Origin of the sequence: Phocaeicola sp. GP0067, assembly GCF_031119655.1 — a bacterium.
Classification (GTDB): Bacteria; Bacteroidota; Bacteroidia; order Bacteroidales; family Bacteroidaceae; genus Phocaeicola; species Phocaeicola vulgatus.
In genome coordinates, this window is sequence record NZ_JAVHZY010000010.1 from 35,951 (window position 1) to 54,718 (window position 18,768).

General features: G+C 42.4%; 17 protein-coding genes. 9 read left to right on the forward strand and 8 right to left on the reverse strand.

What is annotated here, in order from left to right; all coding sequences use genetic code 11:
* Positions 1-27: 27 nt before the first annotated feature.
* Positions 28-1,812: a GLUG motif-containing protein gene (locus RE317_RS09815; RefSeq protein ID WP_117833927.1), complete on the forward strand. Its 1,785-nt coding sequence runs from the start codon at positions 28-30 to the stop codon at positions 1,810-1,812.
* 97 nt (positions 1,813-1,909) lie between these two features.
* Here RE317_RS09815 and mdh read toward each other — a convergent pair whose 3' ends face one another.
* Positions 1,910-2,851 (reverse strand): malate dehydrogenase, encoded by a 942-nt coding sequence (gene mdh / locus RE317_RS09820; RefSeq protein ID WP_005845592.1) that lies wholly within the window; start codon positions 2,849-2,851, stop codon positions 1,910-1,912.
* A 156-nt stretch (positions 2,852-3,007) separates the two neighbouring features.
* Between mdh and RE317_RS09825 the strand changes: the two genes are divergently transcribed.
* From RE317_RS09825 to RE317_RS09860, 8 genes are all read left to right on the forward strand, one after another.
* The gene (locus RE317_RS09825) at positions 3,008-3,880 is read left to right on the forward strand and encodes a hypothetical protein (protein ID WP_005845594.1); all 873 of its coding nucleotides are present in this window, start codon (positions 3,008-3,010) and stop codon (positions 3,878-3,880) included.
* A 214-nt stretch (positions 3,881-4,094) separates the two neighbouring features.
* Positions 4,095-5,558 carry a TolC family protein gene (locus RE317_RS09830; RefSeq protein ID WP_008667805.1) on the forward strand — a complete coding sequence of 488 codons (1,464 nt, stop codon included), beginning with the start codon at positions 4,095-4,097 and terminating at the stop codon, positions 5,556-5,558.
* A gap of 26 nt (positions 5,559-5,584) precedes the next feature.
* Positions 5,585-6,571: an HlyD family secretion protein gene (locus tag RE317_RS09835; RefSeq protein ID WP_005845601.1), complete on the forward strand. Its 987-nt coding sequence runs from the start codon at positions 5,585-5,587 to the stop codon at positions 6,569-6,571.
* Between the two features lie 6 nt (positions 6,572-6,577).
* Positions 6,578-7,753, forward strand: coding sequence for an ABC transporter permease (locus tag RE317_RS09840; protein WP_008667803.1), 1,176 nt, complete (start codon positions 6,578-6,580; stop codon positions 7,751-7,753).
* Between the two features lie 14 nt (positions 7,754-7,767).
* Entirely contained in the window at positions 7,768-9,018 is a 1,251-nt protein-coding gene (locus tag RE317_RS09845) for an ABC transporter permease (protein ID WP_005853065.1), read from the forward strand.
* 38 nt (positions 9,019-9,056) lie between these two features.
* Positions 9,057-9,482 (forward strand): copper resistance protein NlpE, encoded by a 426-nt coding sequence (locus RE317_RS09850; protein ID WP_181987483.1) that lies wholly within the window; start codon positions 9,057-9,059, stop codon positions 9,480-9,482.
* A gap of 185 nt (positions 9,483-9,667) precedes the next feature.
* Complete coding sequence (locus RE317_RS09855; RefSeq protein WP_005845609.1) at positions 9,668-10,033, forward strand: BlaI/MecI/CopY family transcriptional regulator; 366 nt, start codon at positions 9,668-9,670, stop codon at positions 10,031-10,033.
* 22 nt (positions 10,034-10,055) lie between these two features.
* Positions 10,056-11,906 (forward strand): M56 family metallopeptidase, encoded by a 1,851-nt coding sequence (locus tag RE317_RS09860; RefSeq protein ID WP_008667799.1) that lies wholly within the window; start codon positions 10,056-10,058, stop codon positions 11,904-11,906.
* A 67-nt stretch (positions 11,907-11,973) separates the two neighbouring features.
* On the opposite strand, the gene RE317_RS09865 is transcribed toward RE317_RS09860, so the two are convergent.
* The 7 genes from RE317_RS09865 to RE317_RS09895 form a co-directional block, all read right to left on the reverse strand.
* Positions 11,974-13,074, reverse strand: a complete 1,101-nt coding sequence (locus RE317_RS09865) for an Mrp/NBP35 family ATP-binding protein (RefSeq protein ID WP_005845614.1) — start codon at positions 13,072-13,074, stop codon at positions 11,974-11,976.
* A 10-nt stretch (positions 13,075-13,084) separates the two neighbouring features.
* On the reverse strand, positions 13,085-13,843 hold the full coding sequence (gene trmB / locus RE317_RS09870) for a tRNA (guanosine(46)-N7)-methyltransferase TrmB (protein WP_005845616.1): 759 nt from the start codon (positions 13,841-13,843) through the stop codon (positions 13,085-13,087).
* A 122-nt stretch (positions 13,844-13,965) separates the two neighbouring features.
* Positions 13,966-14,592: a DUF975 family protein gene (locus tag RE317_RS09875; RefSeq protein WP_005845619.1), complete on the reverse strand. Its 627-nt coding sequence runs from the start codon at positions 14,590-14,592 to the stop codon at positions 13,966-13,968.
* Between the two features lie 17 nt (positions 14,593-14,609).
* The gene (locus tag RE317_RS09880) at positions 14,610-15,629 is read right to left on the reverse strand and encodes a branched-chain amino acid aminotransferase (RefSeq protein WP_005845621.1); all 1,020 of its coding nucleotides are present in this window, start codon (positions 15,627-15,629) and stop codon (positions 14,610-14,612) included.
* A 180-nt stretch (positions 15,630-15,809) separates the two neighbouring features.
* Entirely contained in the window at positions 15,810-16,013 is a 204-nt protein-coding gene (gene xseB / locus RE317_RS09885; RefSeq protein ID WP_005845622.1) for an exodeoxyribonuclease VII small subunit, read from the reverse strand.
* Between the two features lie 8 nt (positions 16,014-16,021).
* Positions 16,022-17,329 carry an exodeoxyribonuclease VII large subunit gene (gene xseA, locus RE317_RS09890; protein WP_005845625.1) on the reverse strand — a complete coding sequence of 436 codons (1,308 nt, stop codon included), beginning with the start codon at positions 17,327-17,329 and terminating at the stop codon, positions 16,022-16,024.
* Positions 17,329-18,702, reverse strand: a complete 1,374-nt coding sequence (locus tag RE317_RS09895; RefSeq protein WP_005853060.1) for a S8 family serine peptidase — start codon at positions 18,700-18,702, stop codon at positions 17,329-17,331. The genes xseA and RE317_RS09895 overlap by 1 nt, the downstream gene beginning before the upstream one ends.
* Positions 18,703-18,768 lie beyond the last annotated feature (66 nt).

The following is an 18,768-nucleotide window of genomic DNA, read 5'->3' on the forward strand; positions in this document are numbered from 1 at the left end:
AGCAATTTTCATTAATACATTATTCAGTTGAAATATAACTCATTAATAATAGGATTGTCGGTCCTGGCTTTGCAAAGCTGCACCGACAATCTTGTTTATACAGGGACCGATATCGAGGTAGTACTCACAGGCAATACATACCAAGCAGTTTTCACAGAAAGCTCCCCTGTTTCCACTTTTAACTCCGGCAATCAAATCCTGCTGAATGCTTCCGGCAGTCTTCAAATAGACAGCAGAATTCTGACTTATATGGACAACCAATGGAAAGCAGAAAATGAATTTAGCTGGAGTGACCTAACAGGAAAAACAAATGTTACGGCAGTATATCCTGTCTATCCCGATTTGGACTATGTCCAAGAAAATCTTTATAAAAACAATTCGTTGGAAGACATACTGTATGTCAAGGATGAATTTCCGGCCGGAAATTCCATCCATTTACAGTTCAAACATTTATTTTCTCTTCTGACACTGCATTTGGAGGGAAATTTACAAACCTATTTTCAGAAAATAGAGGTAACATGTCCTGCTGTTTCCTCTATTATCCCAAAATCCGCTGAAATAGTTCTAGCGGATAACGGAACACATACGACTACTATTGCCCAAGTTTCTCCTTCCGGAAATTATTCGTTTATAGTCCCTCCTGTCGGAAACATGGTCATCGCCATAAATATGGTAACAAATGGAAAGAAATATACAACACAACTAGAAACAAAGTCTTTTACCGGTAACAAAGAATATACTTATCACTTAAAAATATCTGAAAAAACTCCGGGAATTATGACTGCCGAAGATTGGATTGCATTCAGTCAACTTATCAATAGCAATACATTTACCCAATACAAAGGAAAAACATTGGACGATTTCGGAGAAACGATGAATGGAATAACCACTTATTATCTATTGAATGACATTGATTTTAAAGATGTGGATTGTACTGAGTTAAAACAAATAGGATACGCCCAAACCAACTATTACTTTTCCCAAACCTTTGACGGACAAAATCACACCCTTTACAATATACCTATCAATTCCAGCAATGGCACCACAGGTGTATTCGGAGCCGTCAATATCACCGGCATAGTTAAAAATCTCCATATAGAATCCAGCAAAGTATCTATCACATCAAAAAGCAAGAGCACAGCAGAAGGTACAAGTATTTTAGTCGGACGCAATAAAGGCAAAATACTAAATTGTTGCGTTAAGGAGTGCCAAATTGCAGCCAATCCAACCAAAACGAACCAATCAGCCAATACAGGAGGCATAGCAGGAACTTCAACAGGGGAAATCACCAATTGCTATGTTACCAACACCCAAATCATTTATGACGCAAATTCAAAAATAAAAGCAGGACCAGCCGGTGGAATAGCAGGTTCCAGCCAGGCCCAAGGTTTGATAGCAAACTGCTATTCTGCCAACAACATAATAAAGAACAGAGAGAGTTACAATGGTGGAATATGCGGGAAAGCTTCGGATGGAGCGCACATTGAAAATTGTTATGTCTATAACATAGATCTAATTACGACCAAAGGATTATTCGCAGGTATAGCTGCCAACTCTTTCTTTATCCACAACTACTATGATAATGCAAAAATAACCTTTATCGGAAAAAATGACGATGGTAATCAGTTGTCTAAAAATGCCCAATACACAGGTACTTTTATGAATAAGGAAGACATTCCCATCTACCGGCTTCTCAACCAATGGATAGATGAAACAGCTCCTACCCTTTATCCCGGTTACCCCTTTACCCGATGGACTGATGGAGGAGAAAATCTTCCTGCCGTTTTCATTTCAGAATCCCTGAAAAAGTAAGTGAACTTACTTTTTCAGGGATTCTGTACAAATTAAAAGCCGCTTTCTCATTTCACTGAAAAAACGGCTTTTTATATAAAATTATAGCTTGTTCTTATTAAAGAGCACCTACTTCATGCAAAGCAGCGTTAGTCTTGCGAACAGCAGCAGCACTTGCAGCAAATTTAGCTTTTTCTTCTTCGTTCAAAGGCAATTCAACGATCTTTTCAATACCGTTCTTACCCAAGATTACAGGCACACCACAGCAAATATCTGATTCACCGTATTCACCTTCCAAATAAACTGAACAAGGAACCATCTTACCCTGGTTGTGGATGATAGATTCAACAACAAATGCACCAGCTGCACCCGGAGCATACCATGCAGAAGTACCCAGCAACTTAGTCAGAGTAGCACCGCCTACCATAGTAGCAGCAGCAACTTCCTGCAATTTTTCTTCAGACAAGAAGTTAGAAACAGGCATACCTTTGTAAGTAGCAAAACGAGTCAAAGGAATCATAGTAGTATCACCGTGACCACCGATAACCATACCTTCCACTTCATTAGCGTTGCACCCCAAGGCTTGAGACAAGAAATATTTGAAACGTGAGCTATCCAAAGCACCACCCATACCGATGATTCTATTCTTAGGCAAGCCCAAAGCTTTCAATGACAAATAAGTCATAGTATCCATCGGGTTAGAGATAACTACGATGATAGCATTAGGAGAGTACTTTAAGATATTCTGAGCAACTGACTTAACGATGCCTGCATTAACACCGATCAGTTCTTCACGGGTCATACCCGGCTTACGGGGAATACCTGAAGTGATAACCACAACGTCAGAGTTAGCTGTTTTTTCATAATCGTTAGTGCAACCTACAATGTTTGTGTCGAAGCCCAACAACTGAGCTGTCTGCATCATATCCATTGCCTTACCTTCTGATACGCCTTCTTTAACGTCCAGCATTACTACTTCGTCTGCTACTTCGTTAAAAGCAAGAACATTTGCACATGTAGCACCTACGTTACCTGCGCCTACTACGGTTACTTTTGACATAATCTCTATATTTTGTTTAAAGTTGATAATAAAATCGCCTTCTTAAAAGCACCGCAAAGTTACAATGATATTCCGAATTAAAGAAAAATTTCCATAATATTTTTCGAGCAGTCTACATAAATTATTGTACTTTTGTCCAAAATTCAATGTAACACTATGGATAAGAGCAAAAAACTGATTATTGTCATTATTCTGCTGGTTGTGATTATCGGCGGAGTTTCTTTTTATGCTTTTCATCAAGCAAAAGAGAATAAGGAAATGAGCGAACTCTTCGCTGTGGAAAAACTGGAAATGGAAAACGAATATACCACTTTCGCCACCCAATATGATGAACTTCAGATACAGATAAACAATGATTCCTTGCGCGAAAAGCTGGAGAGTGAGAAGCTGAAAACACAGCGGCTGCTAGAAGAATTACGACAAGTAAAGACCAGTAACGCAGCTGAGATCATGCGTTTGAAGAAAGAACTGAAAACAGTACGTGCCGTACTACGCACCTATGTTATCCAAATAGATTCACTGAACAAACTCAACCAAGCACTAGCTGAAGAAAACCAAGAAGTAAAACAAAAATATACGCAGGCAACCCGTCAAATCAATAATTTATCGCAAGAGAAAAAAAATCTGAATGAAAAGGTCACCTTGGCAGCCCAATTGGATGCCACAGGAATTAGCGTAGAGCCTAGAAATAAACGTGGTAAAACAGCCAAGAAAGTAAAAGATGTGAAAAAGATAGCCATCTCGTTCACCATTGTCAAGAATATTACCGCCAAAACAGGTGAACGTACTTTATATATACGTATTGCCAAACCAGACAATGACATACTAACCAAAAACGCTTCAAACACATTCCCATACGAAAACCGTAATTTGGTTTATTCCATCAAGAAATACATAGAATACACCGGAGAAGAACAAAATGTAACCGTATATTGGGACGTAGAGGAATATTTGCCTGCCGGAACTTATCATGTTTATATTTTCGCTGATGGAACCATGATAGGACAACAAGCTTTCAGCATGAAATAACAAGGAACATTCTCTCCTTCAATATATTTAATAAAAAAACAGCCGGTTGGAAACGAACCGGCTGTTTTTTTCTCCACCAAGCAAAAGCAGTAAACATACAGATTGCAGAATTATAAAAATATTTTAAAATAACATCCAGAATATGGCTTTCTTGAAGATTTGTCTTATTTTTGTTGCATAAACAACTTAAAAACAACAAAACAAGAACACTATAATGAAAAAGATTGCAGCTTTTATCCTATTTATCGGTGTTTTAGATAGTATTTCAGCCCAAAGCACACTCACCTTAGATAGTTGTCGTGCTTTAGCATTATCCAACAATAAAGAGTTGCGCATTTCAGCTGAAAAGATAACAGCTGCACATTATGAAAAGAAAACGGCTTTTACCAATTATCTTCCTAAGATTGCGGCTATAGGAACCTATATGCACACTCAGAAAGAAATCTCTTTATTAAGTGACGAACAAAAGGGAGCTATCAGTCAGATAGGGACTACCGCCCAAGGCTCCATACAGGAAACTTTCCAACAACTGGCAGCTTCCAATCCCGAACTCGCACAAATACTGCAACCACTTGCTCCCCTCATCCCAGGTATTGGAAATGCACTGAACAAGGTAGGACAAGGTTTGGTAGATGCGCTGCGCACCGACACACGCAATATGTATGCAGGAGCTGTGACCCTTACCCAACCCATCTTCATGGGAGGAAAAATCGTTGCCTACAATAAAATCACCAAATACGCTGAACAACTGGCCGAATCACAGCACGCCACCGGTATGCAGGATATCATTTTGAGTACCGACCAAGCTTACTGGCAAGTCATCTCACTGATAAACAAGAAAAAACTAGCCCAAAGCTATCTGCAACTGGTCAGCCAACTGGACAGTGATGTAGATAAAATGATAACCGAAGGTGTCGCCACCAAAGCCGACGGACTAAGTGTAAAAGTAAAAGTGAATGAAGCCGAAATGAAGCTCACACAAATAGACAACGGATTAAGCCTATCTAAAATGGTACTATGCCAATTATGCGGTCTGCCTTTAAATGATGAAATACGTTTAGCAGATGAAGACGTAGAAAGCTTAACTCTCCTTGAATATCATGTAGGTGATAATGTAGCCACCGCTTTGGCAAATCGCGAAGAATTACGAAGTTTGGATCTAGCTAATAAAATTTATGACCAAAAAGTCAATATCACCCGCGCGGGATTTCTTCCTACAGTGGCTCTGACCGCCAACTACATGGTAACCAATCCCTCATTGGTAAACGGCTTTGAACGCAAATTCCGCGGCATGTGGGCTGTTGGCGCTATGGTACAAATTCCAATATGGAACTGGGGCGAAGGAATGTATAAGGTAAAAGCTGCCAAAGCGGAAGCAAACATTGCCCGCTACCAACTGGCAGATGCAAAAGAAAAGGTAGAATTGCAGGTAAGCCAAGCCAGCTATAAAGTAAATGAAGCAGCCAAACGCCTGAGTATGGCTGAAAAAAATCTGGAAAAAGCAGACGAGAATCTGCGCTATGCCAAACTGGGATTCATGGAAGGAGTCATTCCTACCAGTAACGTATTGGAAGCGCAAACCGCTTGGTTATCTGCCCAGTCGGACAAAATAGACGCTCAGATTGATGTAAAACTGACTGAAGTCTATTTGCGCAAATCAATGGGAGTGCTTAAATAAAAATTAAAGATTAAAAACGAAAAGATATGGCAGAAAGATCACAACACAGCAATATTTTGCTGGCATTTATTTCACTGACAGCAGTCATTGTCATAGTGTCACTGATAGGTTTCTTTACACTGGGTAAAGGTCCGGAAATCATTCAGGGGCAAGCAGAAGCCGACGAATACCGTGTATCCAGCAAAGTGCCGGGACGCATTCTGGAATTTCGTGTAAAGGAAGGAGACAAAGTAAAAGCCGGTGACACACTGGCTATCCTTGAAGCCCCCGATGTAAAAGCCAAACTTTCTCAAGCACAAGCTGCCGAACAAGCAGCACAAGCCTTGAATGAAAAAGCACAACGAGGTACCCGCCAAGAGCAACTGCAAGCTGCCTACGAAATGTGGCAGAAAGCCAAAGCCGGAGTAGAAATTGCTGAAAAGTCATACAACCGTGTCAACCGGCTCTTTGAACAAGGCGTAATGTCCGCGCAAAAACGTGATGAAGCCAAAGCACAATTTGATGCCATGACCGCTACAGAAAAAGCAGCACGCTCCCAATACGAAATGGCAAAGAACGGTGCACAACGTGAAGACAAAGCAGCAGCCGCAGCCCAAGTAGAACGTGCCAAAGGTGCTGTAGCCGAAGTTTCCTCCTACATAGACGAAACGATACTGACCGCGTCAGCTGATGGAGAAGTGACCGAAATTTTTCCCAAAGCAGGCGAACTGGTAGGTACCGGTGCCCCCATTATGAACGTGGCCCGCTTGAATGACATGTGGGTAACATTTAATGTACGCGAAGATTTCCTAAAAGACTTTACCGTAGGAAATGAGATTAGCGCATTTATTCCTGCCTTTGACAAAGAAATAAAATTCAAGGTTACTTATATGAAAGATCTGGGTACATATGCTGCCTGGAAAGCAACCAAGACTACGGGACAATTCGACCTGAAGACCTTCGAGGTGAAAGCTGTTCCTGTAGAGAGAACAGACGGATTGCGTCCGGGAATGAGTGCCATCATCGAGAAATAACAAACAATGAACAATACTGTCCATAACCGTATATTCCGCATAGCCCGGCGTGAAGTGTTCCGCATCGCCACAAGACCGCTATATCTGTTCTGCATGATCATAGCTCCCTTGTTCTGTTATCTCTTCTTCACTACATTAATGTGGAACGGACTCCCTACGGATATGCCGGCAGGTGTGGTCGATTTGGACAACACAGCTACCACACGCAGCATCATCCGTAATCTGGACGCTTTTCAGCAGACTAAAATCATAGCACATTACCCCAGTTTCGCGGATGCCCGCAAAGCCATGCAGCAAGGAAAGATCTATGCTTTCTACTATATTCCAAAAGGAACTACCGAGAAGGCATTAGCAAGCCGTCAACCCAAGGTTTCCTTTTATACCAACTACTCCTATCTGGTAGCAGGTTCATTACTCTATAAAGACCAGCGCACCATGTCCGAGCTGGCGGGTGGAGCCATCGGCCGTGCCACCTTATATGCCAAAGGAGCTACAGAAGACCAGGCCATGGCATTCCTGCAGCCCATAGTCATCGACTCTCATGTATTAAACAATCCATGGCTCAATTACTCTGTATATTTGAGTAACACCATCATACCGGGTATCCTGATGCTGCTTATCTTTATGACCACCGTCTATACCATTGGAAGTGAAATGAAAACCAACACCCAAAAAGAATGGATGGGCATGGCAGACAATTCCATCACCGTAGCCCTGACCGGCAAATTGCTGCCCCAGACTGTAGTTTTCTTTGTCATGGCCACCTTCTATAATGTTTATCTATACGGTTTCCTGCACTATCCCTGTAATAGCGGTATACTGCCCATGCTGTTTGCCGGTCTGTTACTAGTACTGGCTTCACAGGCTTTCGGAGTATTTCTGTTCGGATTGTTTACAACAGTCCGCTTGGCACTGAGCACCGCCTCCCTATGGGGGGTGATTTCTTTCTCCATATCGGGTATGAGTTTTCCGGTTATGGCAATGAATCCTGTATTACAGGCACTGGCCAATCTATTCCCGTTACGCCACTACTTCCTGATTTATGTAGATTTGGCACTTAACGGATATCCGCTGATTTACGCATGGCATTCAGTAGTCGCGTTGATGTTATTCATGCTGTTGCCTTTCTTTATACTGAAAAGACTGCGCACAGTACTATTACATTATGTATATATTCCCTAAAACGGCAAACAGGTATGAAAACATATAAACTCAAAGATATCATCTCACAAGGAACCAAGGACCTTTTCTACATCTGGTGGCAAGAGTTGAAAGCAGTTGTAAAGGATCAGGGTGTACTTATCTTCTTCATTCTGGTACCACTAGGCTATCCGCTTCTCTATACCTTTATATATACCAATGAAACAGTACGTGAAGTCCCTGCTGCTGTAGTAGATAACAACCGTTCCAGCCTCAGCCGTGAATACCTGCGTCTGGTAGATGCAGGTGCCGACTTGGAAATAGTATCTCATTGCAGTGATATGGAAGAAGCAAAAACTTTATTGAAGAACGGCAAAGTGTATGGCATCATCTATATTCCTGAAAGCTTCAGCCGCGACATTACTAAAGGAGTTCAAACCCATGTCACCATCTACTGTGACATGAGCGGTATGCTATACTACAAAGCCATGCTGACAGCCAACACCAATGCCTCGCTGGTAATGAACAAACAGATAAAGATAGAACGCTCCGGCAACACAACCATCCGACAAGATGAAGTGAGCACGTCTCCCATAGCGTATGAGGATATTTCCATTTTCAATCCGCAGAACGGTTTTGCCAGCTTCCTGATACCCGCCGTACTGATACTGATTATCCAACAAACTTTACTGCTAGGAGTAGGTCTATCTGCCGGAACTGCTCGTGAGAACAACCGTTTTCGAGACCTTATCCCCATGAGCCGCCATTATCATGGCACGCTGCGCATTGTTTTAGGCAAATCACTGACTTACCTTATGATATATGCTGTCATGGCTACCTATATGCTCTGCCTTGTTCCCAAAATGTTCAGCCTGGTACAAATAGCTCAAGCCGGAACCCTAGCGGCATTCATGTTTCCCTATATACTGGCATGCATCTTTTTCGCGATGACTTGTTCTATCTTTATTCACCATCGGGAAGCCTGTATGATGATTTATGTATTTACCTCAGTACCGTTGCTATTTATCTCAGGCATTTCGTGGCCAGGTACTGCCATTCCTAAATTCTGGGAGGTGGTTTCGTGGCTGTTCCCTTCCACTTTCGGCATCAACGGCTTTGTACGCATCAACAATATGGGAGCCACACTGACCGATGTGCTGACAGAGTACCGGGTATTGTGGATACAAACAGGTGTTTATTTCCTTACCACCTGCATCGTATACCGTCGTCAGATTACCTTAAGCCGCAGACATGTATACGAAAGATTAAAAGAGATTAAGAAAAGACGCAGAACAAATGTCGTCTGAATTTGTTTATAAATTAAGAACTAAATGAATTATTTATGATGAAAAAACTTTTTATTCTGGCATGCGTATGCCTGCTGATTACTTCATGTAACAGCAACTCCAAAAACACTAACGATTCTGCAACCTCCACCGAAACAACGGATATGCACAATGCAGAAAACTCATTGGATTATGACGGTACTTACACCGGAACTTTTCCGGCTGCCGACTGTCCGGGTATCAACATGACCCTGACTATTAAAAAAGACAAGACTTTTGAGTTGATATCAGAATATATTGACCGGCAGGATGCTACTTTCAAAGAATATGGAACTTACTCTGTTGAAGGTAATATCATGACTTTAATTAATGGAGAGGATAAGCAATATTATAAAGTCGGTGAGAATACCCTGATCGCTCTCAATCAAGACAAACAGGCAATAACAGGAGAGTTAGCAGACCATTATATTCTACACAAAAAATAAACTTTACTTCATCTGTCATTTTCATGCCAAAGTGAAGGGTCCGCTTCAATCTATCACAGCCGGATTCTTCACTTTGTTTTTTTATCTGCCCACAATCTGTATTCACACTAATTAACTCCCATTCCTTTTGCTTATTACGATTTTTTCGTAGATTTGCGAAAACATCGTAATCAATTCATTTTCTTATGGAAAAGCTAACGATACAAGAAGAAGAAGTGATGCTTCATATTTGGAGCATGGGAGAATGTTTCGTGAAAGACATAGTTGCTAAATTTCCCGAACCCAAGCCGCCTTATACTACGGTGGCATCCATAGTGAACAACCTGAAAAGAAAAGGGTACGTTACGGCCAAACGATTCGGCAACACTTATCAATACACCCCAGTGGTTAAACAAAGCGAATACAAACGCACATTTGTAAGTGGTGTGGTCCGGAACTATTTTGCTGACTCATACAAGGAAATGGTATCTTTCTTCGCCAAAGAGCAAAAAATCTCCGCAGCCGACTTGAAAGACATTATCAACTTGATAGAGAAAGAAGAAGATAAATAATCCTGCTAAATTCACAAATACTATGATAACTACAGCACCCGAACTCATCTACATGCTGAAAGTAAATATAGGCATCGCCTTATTCTATGCTTTCTACAAGCTGTTCTGCTGTCGCGACACTTTCTTCCAGTGGCGTCGTATCGCACTGCTGAGTTTTCTTGCCCTCTCTTTTCTTTATCCGCTGATGGATATGCAAGCATGGGTGAAAGAACAACCTGCCATCAATGAACTGGCAGATTACTACGCACTGATGATGCTGACAGAAACAAATACTTCCACTGCCACAGTAGTCACAGCTCCTGTTGCTATTCCCACACCCGACCTGCTTGATATAATAAAGTTCGTCTATTGGATTGGAATCCTTTTATTATCCGCACGATTTATGATCCAACTAAGCAGTATTTTCCGCCTTGTCTTAAAAAGCAAGAGTATAAATGTAGACCAAATATCCATACGCAGTCTATCAGAACCTGCCAATCCATTCTCTTTCTGGCAATGGATTTTCATCTATCTGCCCGGACTGAAAGAAGATGAAAAACAAGAAATCCTGACGCACGAACAGACCCACGTCCGCCAATGGCATTCCATAGATGTCATTATCAGTGAAATAGTGAATATCATTTGCTGGATGAATCCTTTTGCATGGCTGCTGAAAACAGAGATCAGACTCAATTTGGAATACCTTGCCGATCATAAAGTAATGGAATCCGGCACAAATAAGAAAGCATATCAATATCACCTTTTGGGATTAGCCAACCAAAACAGACAAACCGGTTTATATAATAATTTCAACTTATCACACTTAAAAAACAGAATTAAAATGATGAACAAAAAAAGAACCCGCACCACAGGGCATATCAAATATGCCTTGTTTGCACCGCTGACTGCTGCTCTACTCTTGGTCAGCAACATTGAAACCGTGGCACGGACAGCCGAAAGGTTAATCTATTCCACGGAAGAAAGCACCCCACGCCCCGAAAGGGAAGAAGTGGCATCTTTTGTCAACACAACAGTACAAGGTCTGGTGACTTTCACTATTACCGTAACCAATAGTGAAGGTAAGCCTCAGCCTAATATTACTCTGCAAATCAAACCGGGTAATGAAGTAAAAACTTTCAAAACCAATGCAGAAGGAAAGGCTACCATAGAAGTGGATATGACGACTCCCAAGTATGTTTCCCTAGACGTTTCCTCTCCTAAAAGTTCCAAACACCAATCACTTCTACTTTCAGCAAACAAACCGAATGTCACTGCCATTTTCGATACCGATGATGATATTGCCGCCTACATCAAAGCCGGCAAACAAATACGGATCAAGTTACAAATATCCAATAATGATAACCAACAACTTGCAGGAGTAGAACTTATTTCTTCTTCAACAAATGCCAAAGCCACGACAAACGCTCACGGAGAAGCTCAGTTAACAGTAGGAGTAGGCGAAACCATTGCCATTAACCATAAAGGTTATCAAGAAGGAAAATTCACGGTAAAAGAACTCTGCCCCATCAAAGATATGGAAAATCCGGAACTGGTGAGATTACTTCTTGTCGGAGAAGACCCCGTATACCAGATAGCAGACAATATGCCTGAATTCCCCGGAGGTATGATAGCCTGCTTGCAATATTTGGCACGCAACATAAAATATCCCGTAACAGCGCAAAAGGAAGGAGCACAAGGTAAAGTAATCGTACAGATGGTTATTGAAAAAGATGGTTCGGTAGACCATGTAAGCATAGTACGCAGCATTACCCCCGAACTGGATGCTGAAGCAGCACGGGTTGTAAAATCCATGCCAAAATGGAAGCCGGCAACTGTAAAAGACAAAGCAGTACGTTGCAGATACACTGTTCCTGTAACTTTCAAACTGCAATAAAGAGCATAAAAACAGAAAAGAGGCTGTTCCGAACAGTCTCTTTTCATCTTAAAAATATATTCCTAAATCATTTCTTCATCTCCACAATGTGTGTCGGTGCCTGTTCCGCATTACGCTTCTCAGTCTGCTTCACAACATTTTCAGCTAACTCTATAAATGCACGCCCGGTAATGCTGTCCTCATTCAAAGCAGCCGGAGTTCCTTTATCACCATTTTCACAGATACTCTGCACAATAGGAATTTGTCCCAACAAAGGCACATTCATTTCCTCTGCCAGCTGTTTGCAACCCTCCTTTCCGAAAAGGTAATACTTATTTTCAGGAAGTTCCGCAGGAGTAAACCACGACATATTCTCCACCAATCCCAAAATAGGAACATTTACTTTATCATTGGTATACATATTGATTCCCTTGCGCGCATCAGCCAAAGCCACCTGCTGAGGTGTACTGACGATTACAGCTCCCGTAATAGCCAAAGTCTGCACCAAAGTCAGATGAATATCACTGGTGCCCGGAGGCGTATCCAATATGAAATAATCCAGTTCTCCCCATGCGGCATCTCCAATCAGTTGTTTCAAAGCATTACTAGCCATCCCTCCACGCCATAAAGTAGCTTGATCAGGGTCGACAAAGAAACCGATAGAAAGCAACTTGATACCATATTTTTCAATCGGCACAATCAAATCACGACCGTCAATCTGCTCAGCATAAGGACGGGCATCTTCCACCTGGAACATTTTAGGCACAGAAGGACCGAAAATATCAGCATCCAGCAAACCTACTTTATATCCCAGTTTAGCTAGGGCCACAGCTAGATTGGCCGCCACAGTAGACTTGCCCACCCCGCCTTTTCCGGATGAAACAGCAATGACATTTTTTACCAATGGAAGCAGCTTACCCGGTTCGGGACGCGCCGCCTGACGGCTCTCTGTCGCAATAGCTACCTGTACATCAGGTGAAACATAAGTATGAATAGCTGTTTCGGCAGCCTTTATCATAGATTTCATAAACGGATCGGTCGGTTTCTCAAAAATCAACGAAAAGCTTACCGACATACCGTCAATGCGAAGATTATCGGCAACCATCTCCGCTTCCACCAAATTCTTTCCCGTTCCGGGATAACGCACTGTTGCCAAGGCGTCCAAAATCAATTTCGGATATAAAGTCATCATTCTGTTATTATTTACTTGTTTTCAACCCGCTTCGTTTACTGCGGTTGTAACTGCGATACTCATCCAATTCTATTTCCACATCGGGTTCATGCAACTCCTTCTCTTGCGGCAGACGGAACTTCATATATTTTATATTCAAACCACGATCCAACCATTGTTGTTCATAATAGGTACGGATGCCTAGTATGTCATCCACCAAACCGGAATGATACAAATCTTCGGTCATAAACTCTACCGGCAATTTGTTTTCCTCTACCATATAGCGGGTGTAAGTAAACATAAAATTACTGTCGGTCTTCAAATGAATCAGTCCGTCCGGCTTCAAAAACTTACGATAACGTTCCATAAAGTATGTGGAAGTAAGACGTTTAGTCGCTTTCTTCATCTGCGGATCAGAGAAAGTCAGCCATATCTCACTCACCTCACCCGGAGCAAAAAAACGGTCGATGATTTCGATATTGGTACGCAAAAAAGCCACATTCGTCATGCCATCTTTCAGCGCTTCCGTCGCACCGGTCCACATACGGGCCCCTTTTATATCTACACCGATAAAATTTTTATCGGAATACATACGACCCAGCCCTACGGTATATTCACCTCGTCCGCATCCCAGTTCCAGAACTATCGGATTATCGTTCTTAAAAAAGTCACGGTTCCAATTCCCCTTCATATCAAACGTAACGTTATCGGCCACCGAATAAGGGTATTCAAACACGTGCGGATACTCCCGCATATCAGCAAATTTCTCCAGTTTTCCTTTTCCCATGAAAATTAGTCTATCATTAATTTGTTTCCACAGGCAAAGGTAGGAATATCCTGTGAAAGAGAAAAAAAATAGACCCGCAATTCACTTGCAGGTCTATTTTTCTTATCTTTCTATTTTCTATATTATTCAGAAATTGCCTCAACGGACTCTCCCAATTCTTTCTTCAGATCTTCATAGAAAGCAGCATGTGATGCTTCTACATAAGGAGCCAGGAACAAGAAACCGATCCCCAAAGTAAAACAACACAGAATAGCCCAACCAATGAAGCTCAAATCCAACAAGAACATCTTCATCTTATGACCGGACATCATCGCCATACTTTTCTCTATGGCAGCATCGTACTGCAACTCCGGATAATCTTTCAGAATAAAGAGCGTCATGGCATATGAATAGGACTTCATGATGCCCGGAATGACAAGCAGCAACGTCCACAGGAACGTATAGACTGTAGTCAGCAGCATTGTACCCAATATCCGTCCATAGTCTTTAAACCCATCGAAAAGACGGGCAAAATCCAGCTTTATTCCACGAATCACATCCAAAAAAAGGACGGTATAGCCGAAGCCCAATGGCAAAAGCAACAAAGCGATGAGACTAAAGGAAGACGAAGCCACCGACTCCATAATACGATAGGGCAGCGTAGGGGCATTCATCACCAGTCCATAGACCAAGGTAATAACCGCACCCAGTCCCCAATTACCGGTCAACGCATCGATTGCCCGATTCTTCAATTCTGAATTTGTTTTCATAAGAATCTATTTTTCTATTAGTCTAAAATTGTCACCCAATTATGTGTATCAGGTTCATCACCATACTGAATAGCACGCAGTTTGTTATACAATTTTGTACAAACAGGACCCGGCTTTCCATCTTTAGAGATAATGTACGATTTCTTGTTTTCCAAATCATCAATACGCTGGATAGGACTGATAACAGCCGCCGTACCGCAAGCCCCCGCTTCCTCGAAGGTTTCCAGTTCTTCTTCAGGAACCGGACGACATTCTACCTTTATACCCAAATCCTCGGCCAGCTGCATCAAACTCTTATTCGTTATAGAAGGCAGAATAGAAGATGATTTTGGTGTAATGTAAGTATTATTTTTGATGCCGAAGAAATTAGCCGCACCACACTCGTCAATGTACTTCTTTTCCTTGGCGTCTAGATAGAACTCGCAGGAATATCCCAAATCATGGGCTTTCTTATTGGCACGCAGGCTGGCAGCATAGTTGCCGCCCACCTTAAAGCGTCCGGTTCCATAAGGTGCGGCACGGTCGAACTCACGGATAATAACATAAGGATTAGTAGAAAAACCACCTTTGAAATAAGGACCTACCGGAGTTACGAATACCACAAACAGATATTCATTGGCAGGGTGAACCCCCACCTGAGCACCTGTACCAATCAGTAACGGACGAATATAAAGAGCCGCACCACTTTCGTATGGAGGAATGAAACGCTCGTTGGCTTTCACCACCTTCTTTATAGCGGCCACAAACTTTTCTGTAGGAAGTTCCGGCATCAGAATACCGTCACAAGTACTTTGCAAACGTTCCGCATTGGCTTCAGGACGGAAAATACGGATTTTACCGTCTTTTCCACGATAAGCCTTCAACCCTTCAAACGCTTCTTGCCCATAGTGCAGACAAGTGGCGGCCATGTGAATATTCAACGTTTCTTCCGAACAAAGTTCCAACTCTCCCCATGCACCGTCACGATAGTAGCAACGTACATTATAGTCTGTCTTCATATAGCCGAAGGACAGATTTGCCCAATCAATCTCTTTCATAGTGTATCTTAATTATGTTATTATTTACGAATGAGAGCAAAATTACGTTTTATATTTGCAAATTCCAATCAAAACAGCTTTTTTATTTATAGCTTTTATAATTTGCCAATATGTCAATGTGCTAAGGTACAAATATGCCATGCAGAATATAGCGCAGCCAATTGGCACATTAGCATATTGTCACATTGAAACATTATTATCCAACATTTTCTTTATCTCCTCATCGGCTTTATAAAGTTTATCCCGGCAAAACTTGATTAATTCCTGTGCCTCTTTCAGGTTCACACCTAAACTGTCTATGTCCAACTCATTACTGTCTATGCGTGATACGATTTCTTCCAGACGTTTCATAGCCTGTTCATAGGTTTGTTTCTTTGCTGCCATACTTCGTTTTATTTTTTAGTTACTATACTCTTTATTTCTCCTTTGGCAAAACGGGTGGTAAGTTCATCACCCGGCTGCAATACAGAAGCATCGATCACCGCCTTGCCATTTTTCAGCGTGATACTATATCCCCTTTTCAACAAATTTTCGGGAGATGCCGCCTTCAATTCCTGCTCCAAAAGTTGGAGCCGATGCTTTTCCTTTACCAGACGACGCTGTGAAACGATGCCCAACCGAGTTTCCATCATTTTTAAACAATGGGTTTCTTTTGTCAGACGGGATTGCAGGCCTACTTCCAAATGTTTCATGATTCGTTCCTGGCGATAATGTTCCTCTTTCAGCCTCATCCGCGTCTGCATGGGAATACGTTCTACCATCCGGTTCAGCCGGGTATTTTCCCGTTCCATACGGGTAGAGATAGTATGAAGTACAGCCGATGCATAATCTTCAAGAACCTTGGCAGTGTCGTGCAAATGATTTATAAGATACTCGGCAGCAGCAGTAGGTGTCTTGACACGAGTATGAGAAACACAGTCCAACACCGTATCGTCACGCTCATGCCCTATACCGGTTATAATAGGTATAGGAAACTGAGCACAATTAGCCGCCAACTCATATGTATCGAACCCCGAAAGGTCGGACGTGGCGCCTCCGCCACGGATAATAACCACGACATCCCAATCATCACGACAGGCATGGATAGCATCCAATGCGGTAATGACAGATTGTTCTACCCGTTCCCCCTGCATAATAGCAGGAAACAAACGCGGATAAAAGACAAAACCATAGGGATTCTGTTCCAGTTGATTACAAAAATCACCATAACCGGCAGCCGTAGCCGAGGAAATAACGGCTATGCGTTGCGCCAGCAAAGGAATCTCCAGTTCCTTATTCAAAGTCAGCACACCTTCTTCTTCCAATTGCTTCAAGATTTCGCGACGGCGACGCGCCATATCCCCCAATGTATAAGTAGGATCTATATCCTGCACAGTAAGCGAGTAACCATACAATTCATGAAACTCCACAGCCACTTTCACCATCACTTTAATACCTGCAACAAAAGCCTGCCCGGTTTCCTCTTCAAAATAAGGCTTCAGCAGACGGTAGACATTGCTCCAAATAGTCCCCCTTGCCTTAGCTATCAGATTATTCCCCCGTGGCTCTTTCTGTACAAATTCCAAATAGCAATGACCGGAATAATTGGAACGTACATCACTCAGCTCTGCCTGAACCCAATAAGTATCGGGCAGACAAGCATGAATGCTACGCTTAACCAACGCATTCAGTTCATATAAAGAAAGAGGATGTTCTTCCATTATTTTTTCTTCTCTAATTCTATTTGACAAGCTTTCCAGATATCAGGCACACCATAACCGTAAATATTATCCGGATACTCTTTACGGTCTCCTGCATTCCGCACTGCCTCCACCACCTGCTTGGCAGTAAGCCAGGGACAAGCCTGCCAGAAACAGGCTACCAACCCGCACAATGTAGGCGATGCGAAAGAAGTACCATTGGCATGAGAAACCGTTCCATCATTACCCGCTACGGCCGAAGCAACTCCCACCGCCATCACATCCGGTTTTACACGGCCATCTGTAGTATTTCCTACAGAAGAGAAATCAGCATTAACCAGATTCCGGTCCGCCGCCCCCACTGTAATAACATTTTCCGCATCTCCCGGAGGTGTGATTTTTTTCCATGTGCCACGCCCCGAATTTCCGGCACTGCATACCAACACCAATCCTTTATCGGCAGCCAAAGAAGCGGAATGAGACATCAATGAATAATGCCCGTCCAAATCACGGTACCGGTAATTCATGGTCGTATCATCAAACTCATAATATCCCAATGAAGTGTTAACCACATCCACTCCCACACTATCGGCAAATTCCAAAGCTTCCGCCCAATAATCCTCTTCCACAGGCTGTTCCGTATCATCATCCTCACTACGGAGAAGCCAATATGAAGCTTCGGGAGCCGTGCCGACCAATACATTCGGCTTATTGGCAGCCATACAAGACAACACTTTCATGCCGTGATAGTTCTCGGCATAAATATCCGAGTGAGAATTTACAAAATCGCGTGTTCCCAACAAGTCCATTCCTTTGAAAACACTGATTTCATCAGCATTATAAAAACCTGCATCAATGACCGCTATCTGCATCCCCTTCCCACGAAAACCTGCAGCGTGAAGACTGTCCCCGTGATGAACAGCAATCTGCCGCCACGCATCCCCATAATAGTTATTACTCTTTGTCACCCTATTGGTCACCTCTTTTTTACGGTTGGCATTGCGGGCAGGAATACTGTCGGGAGCTGTCCACACTTTCCGGACAGCTGTCACAAAAGGCAATGCCGCCACTTTATCAATAACCGACGTGTCGGATACCTGCACTACCACTGTATTGTTCCATTTACTTTTGGATACAAGCTGTGCTCCTTTTCCGACCAGCATATCTATATAGCTCCGGCACACAGGAATATCTGTAGAATCAACGGGCAATCCCTGTTTCATGCGACGCTCCAAAGCACGTTCGGACAAATAAGCCGAAGGCTTGTCCAATGCATAGGTTGTTTCCGCCTTATCGCGAAAGTTTACACGATACTTATACGTTTTTACTTGTGCCGACATTTGTAAGGTGCATGCCAATAGCAAGCAGCCCACTATTCCTTTTTGACTATTCATTAATTCTATTCCGTTTATTTTTTTAAATGCAAAGATAAACAAACTTTTCCCTCACACTCATTTTTT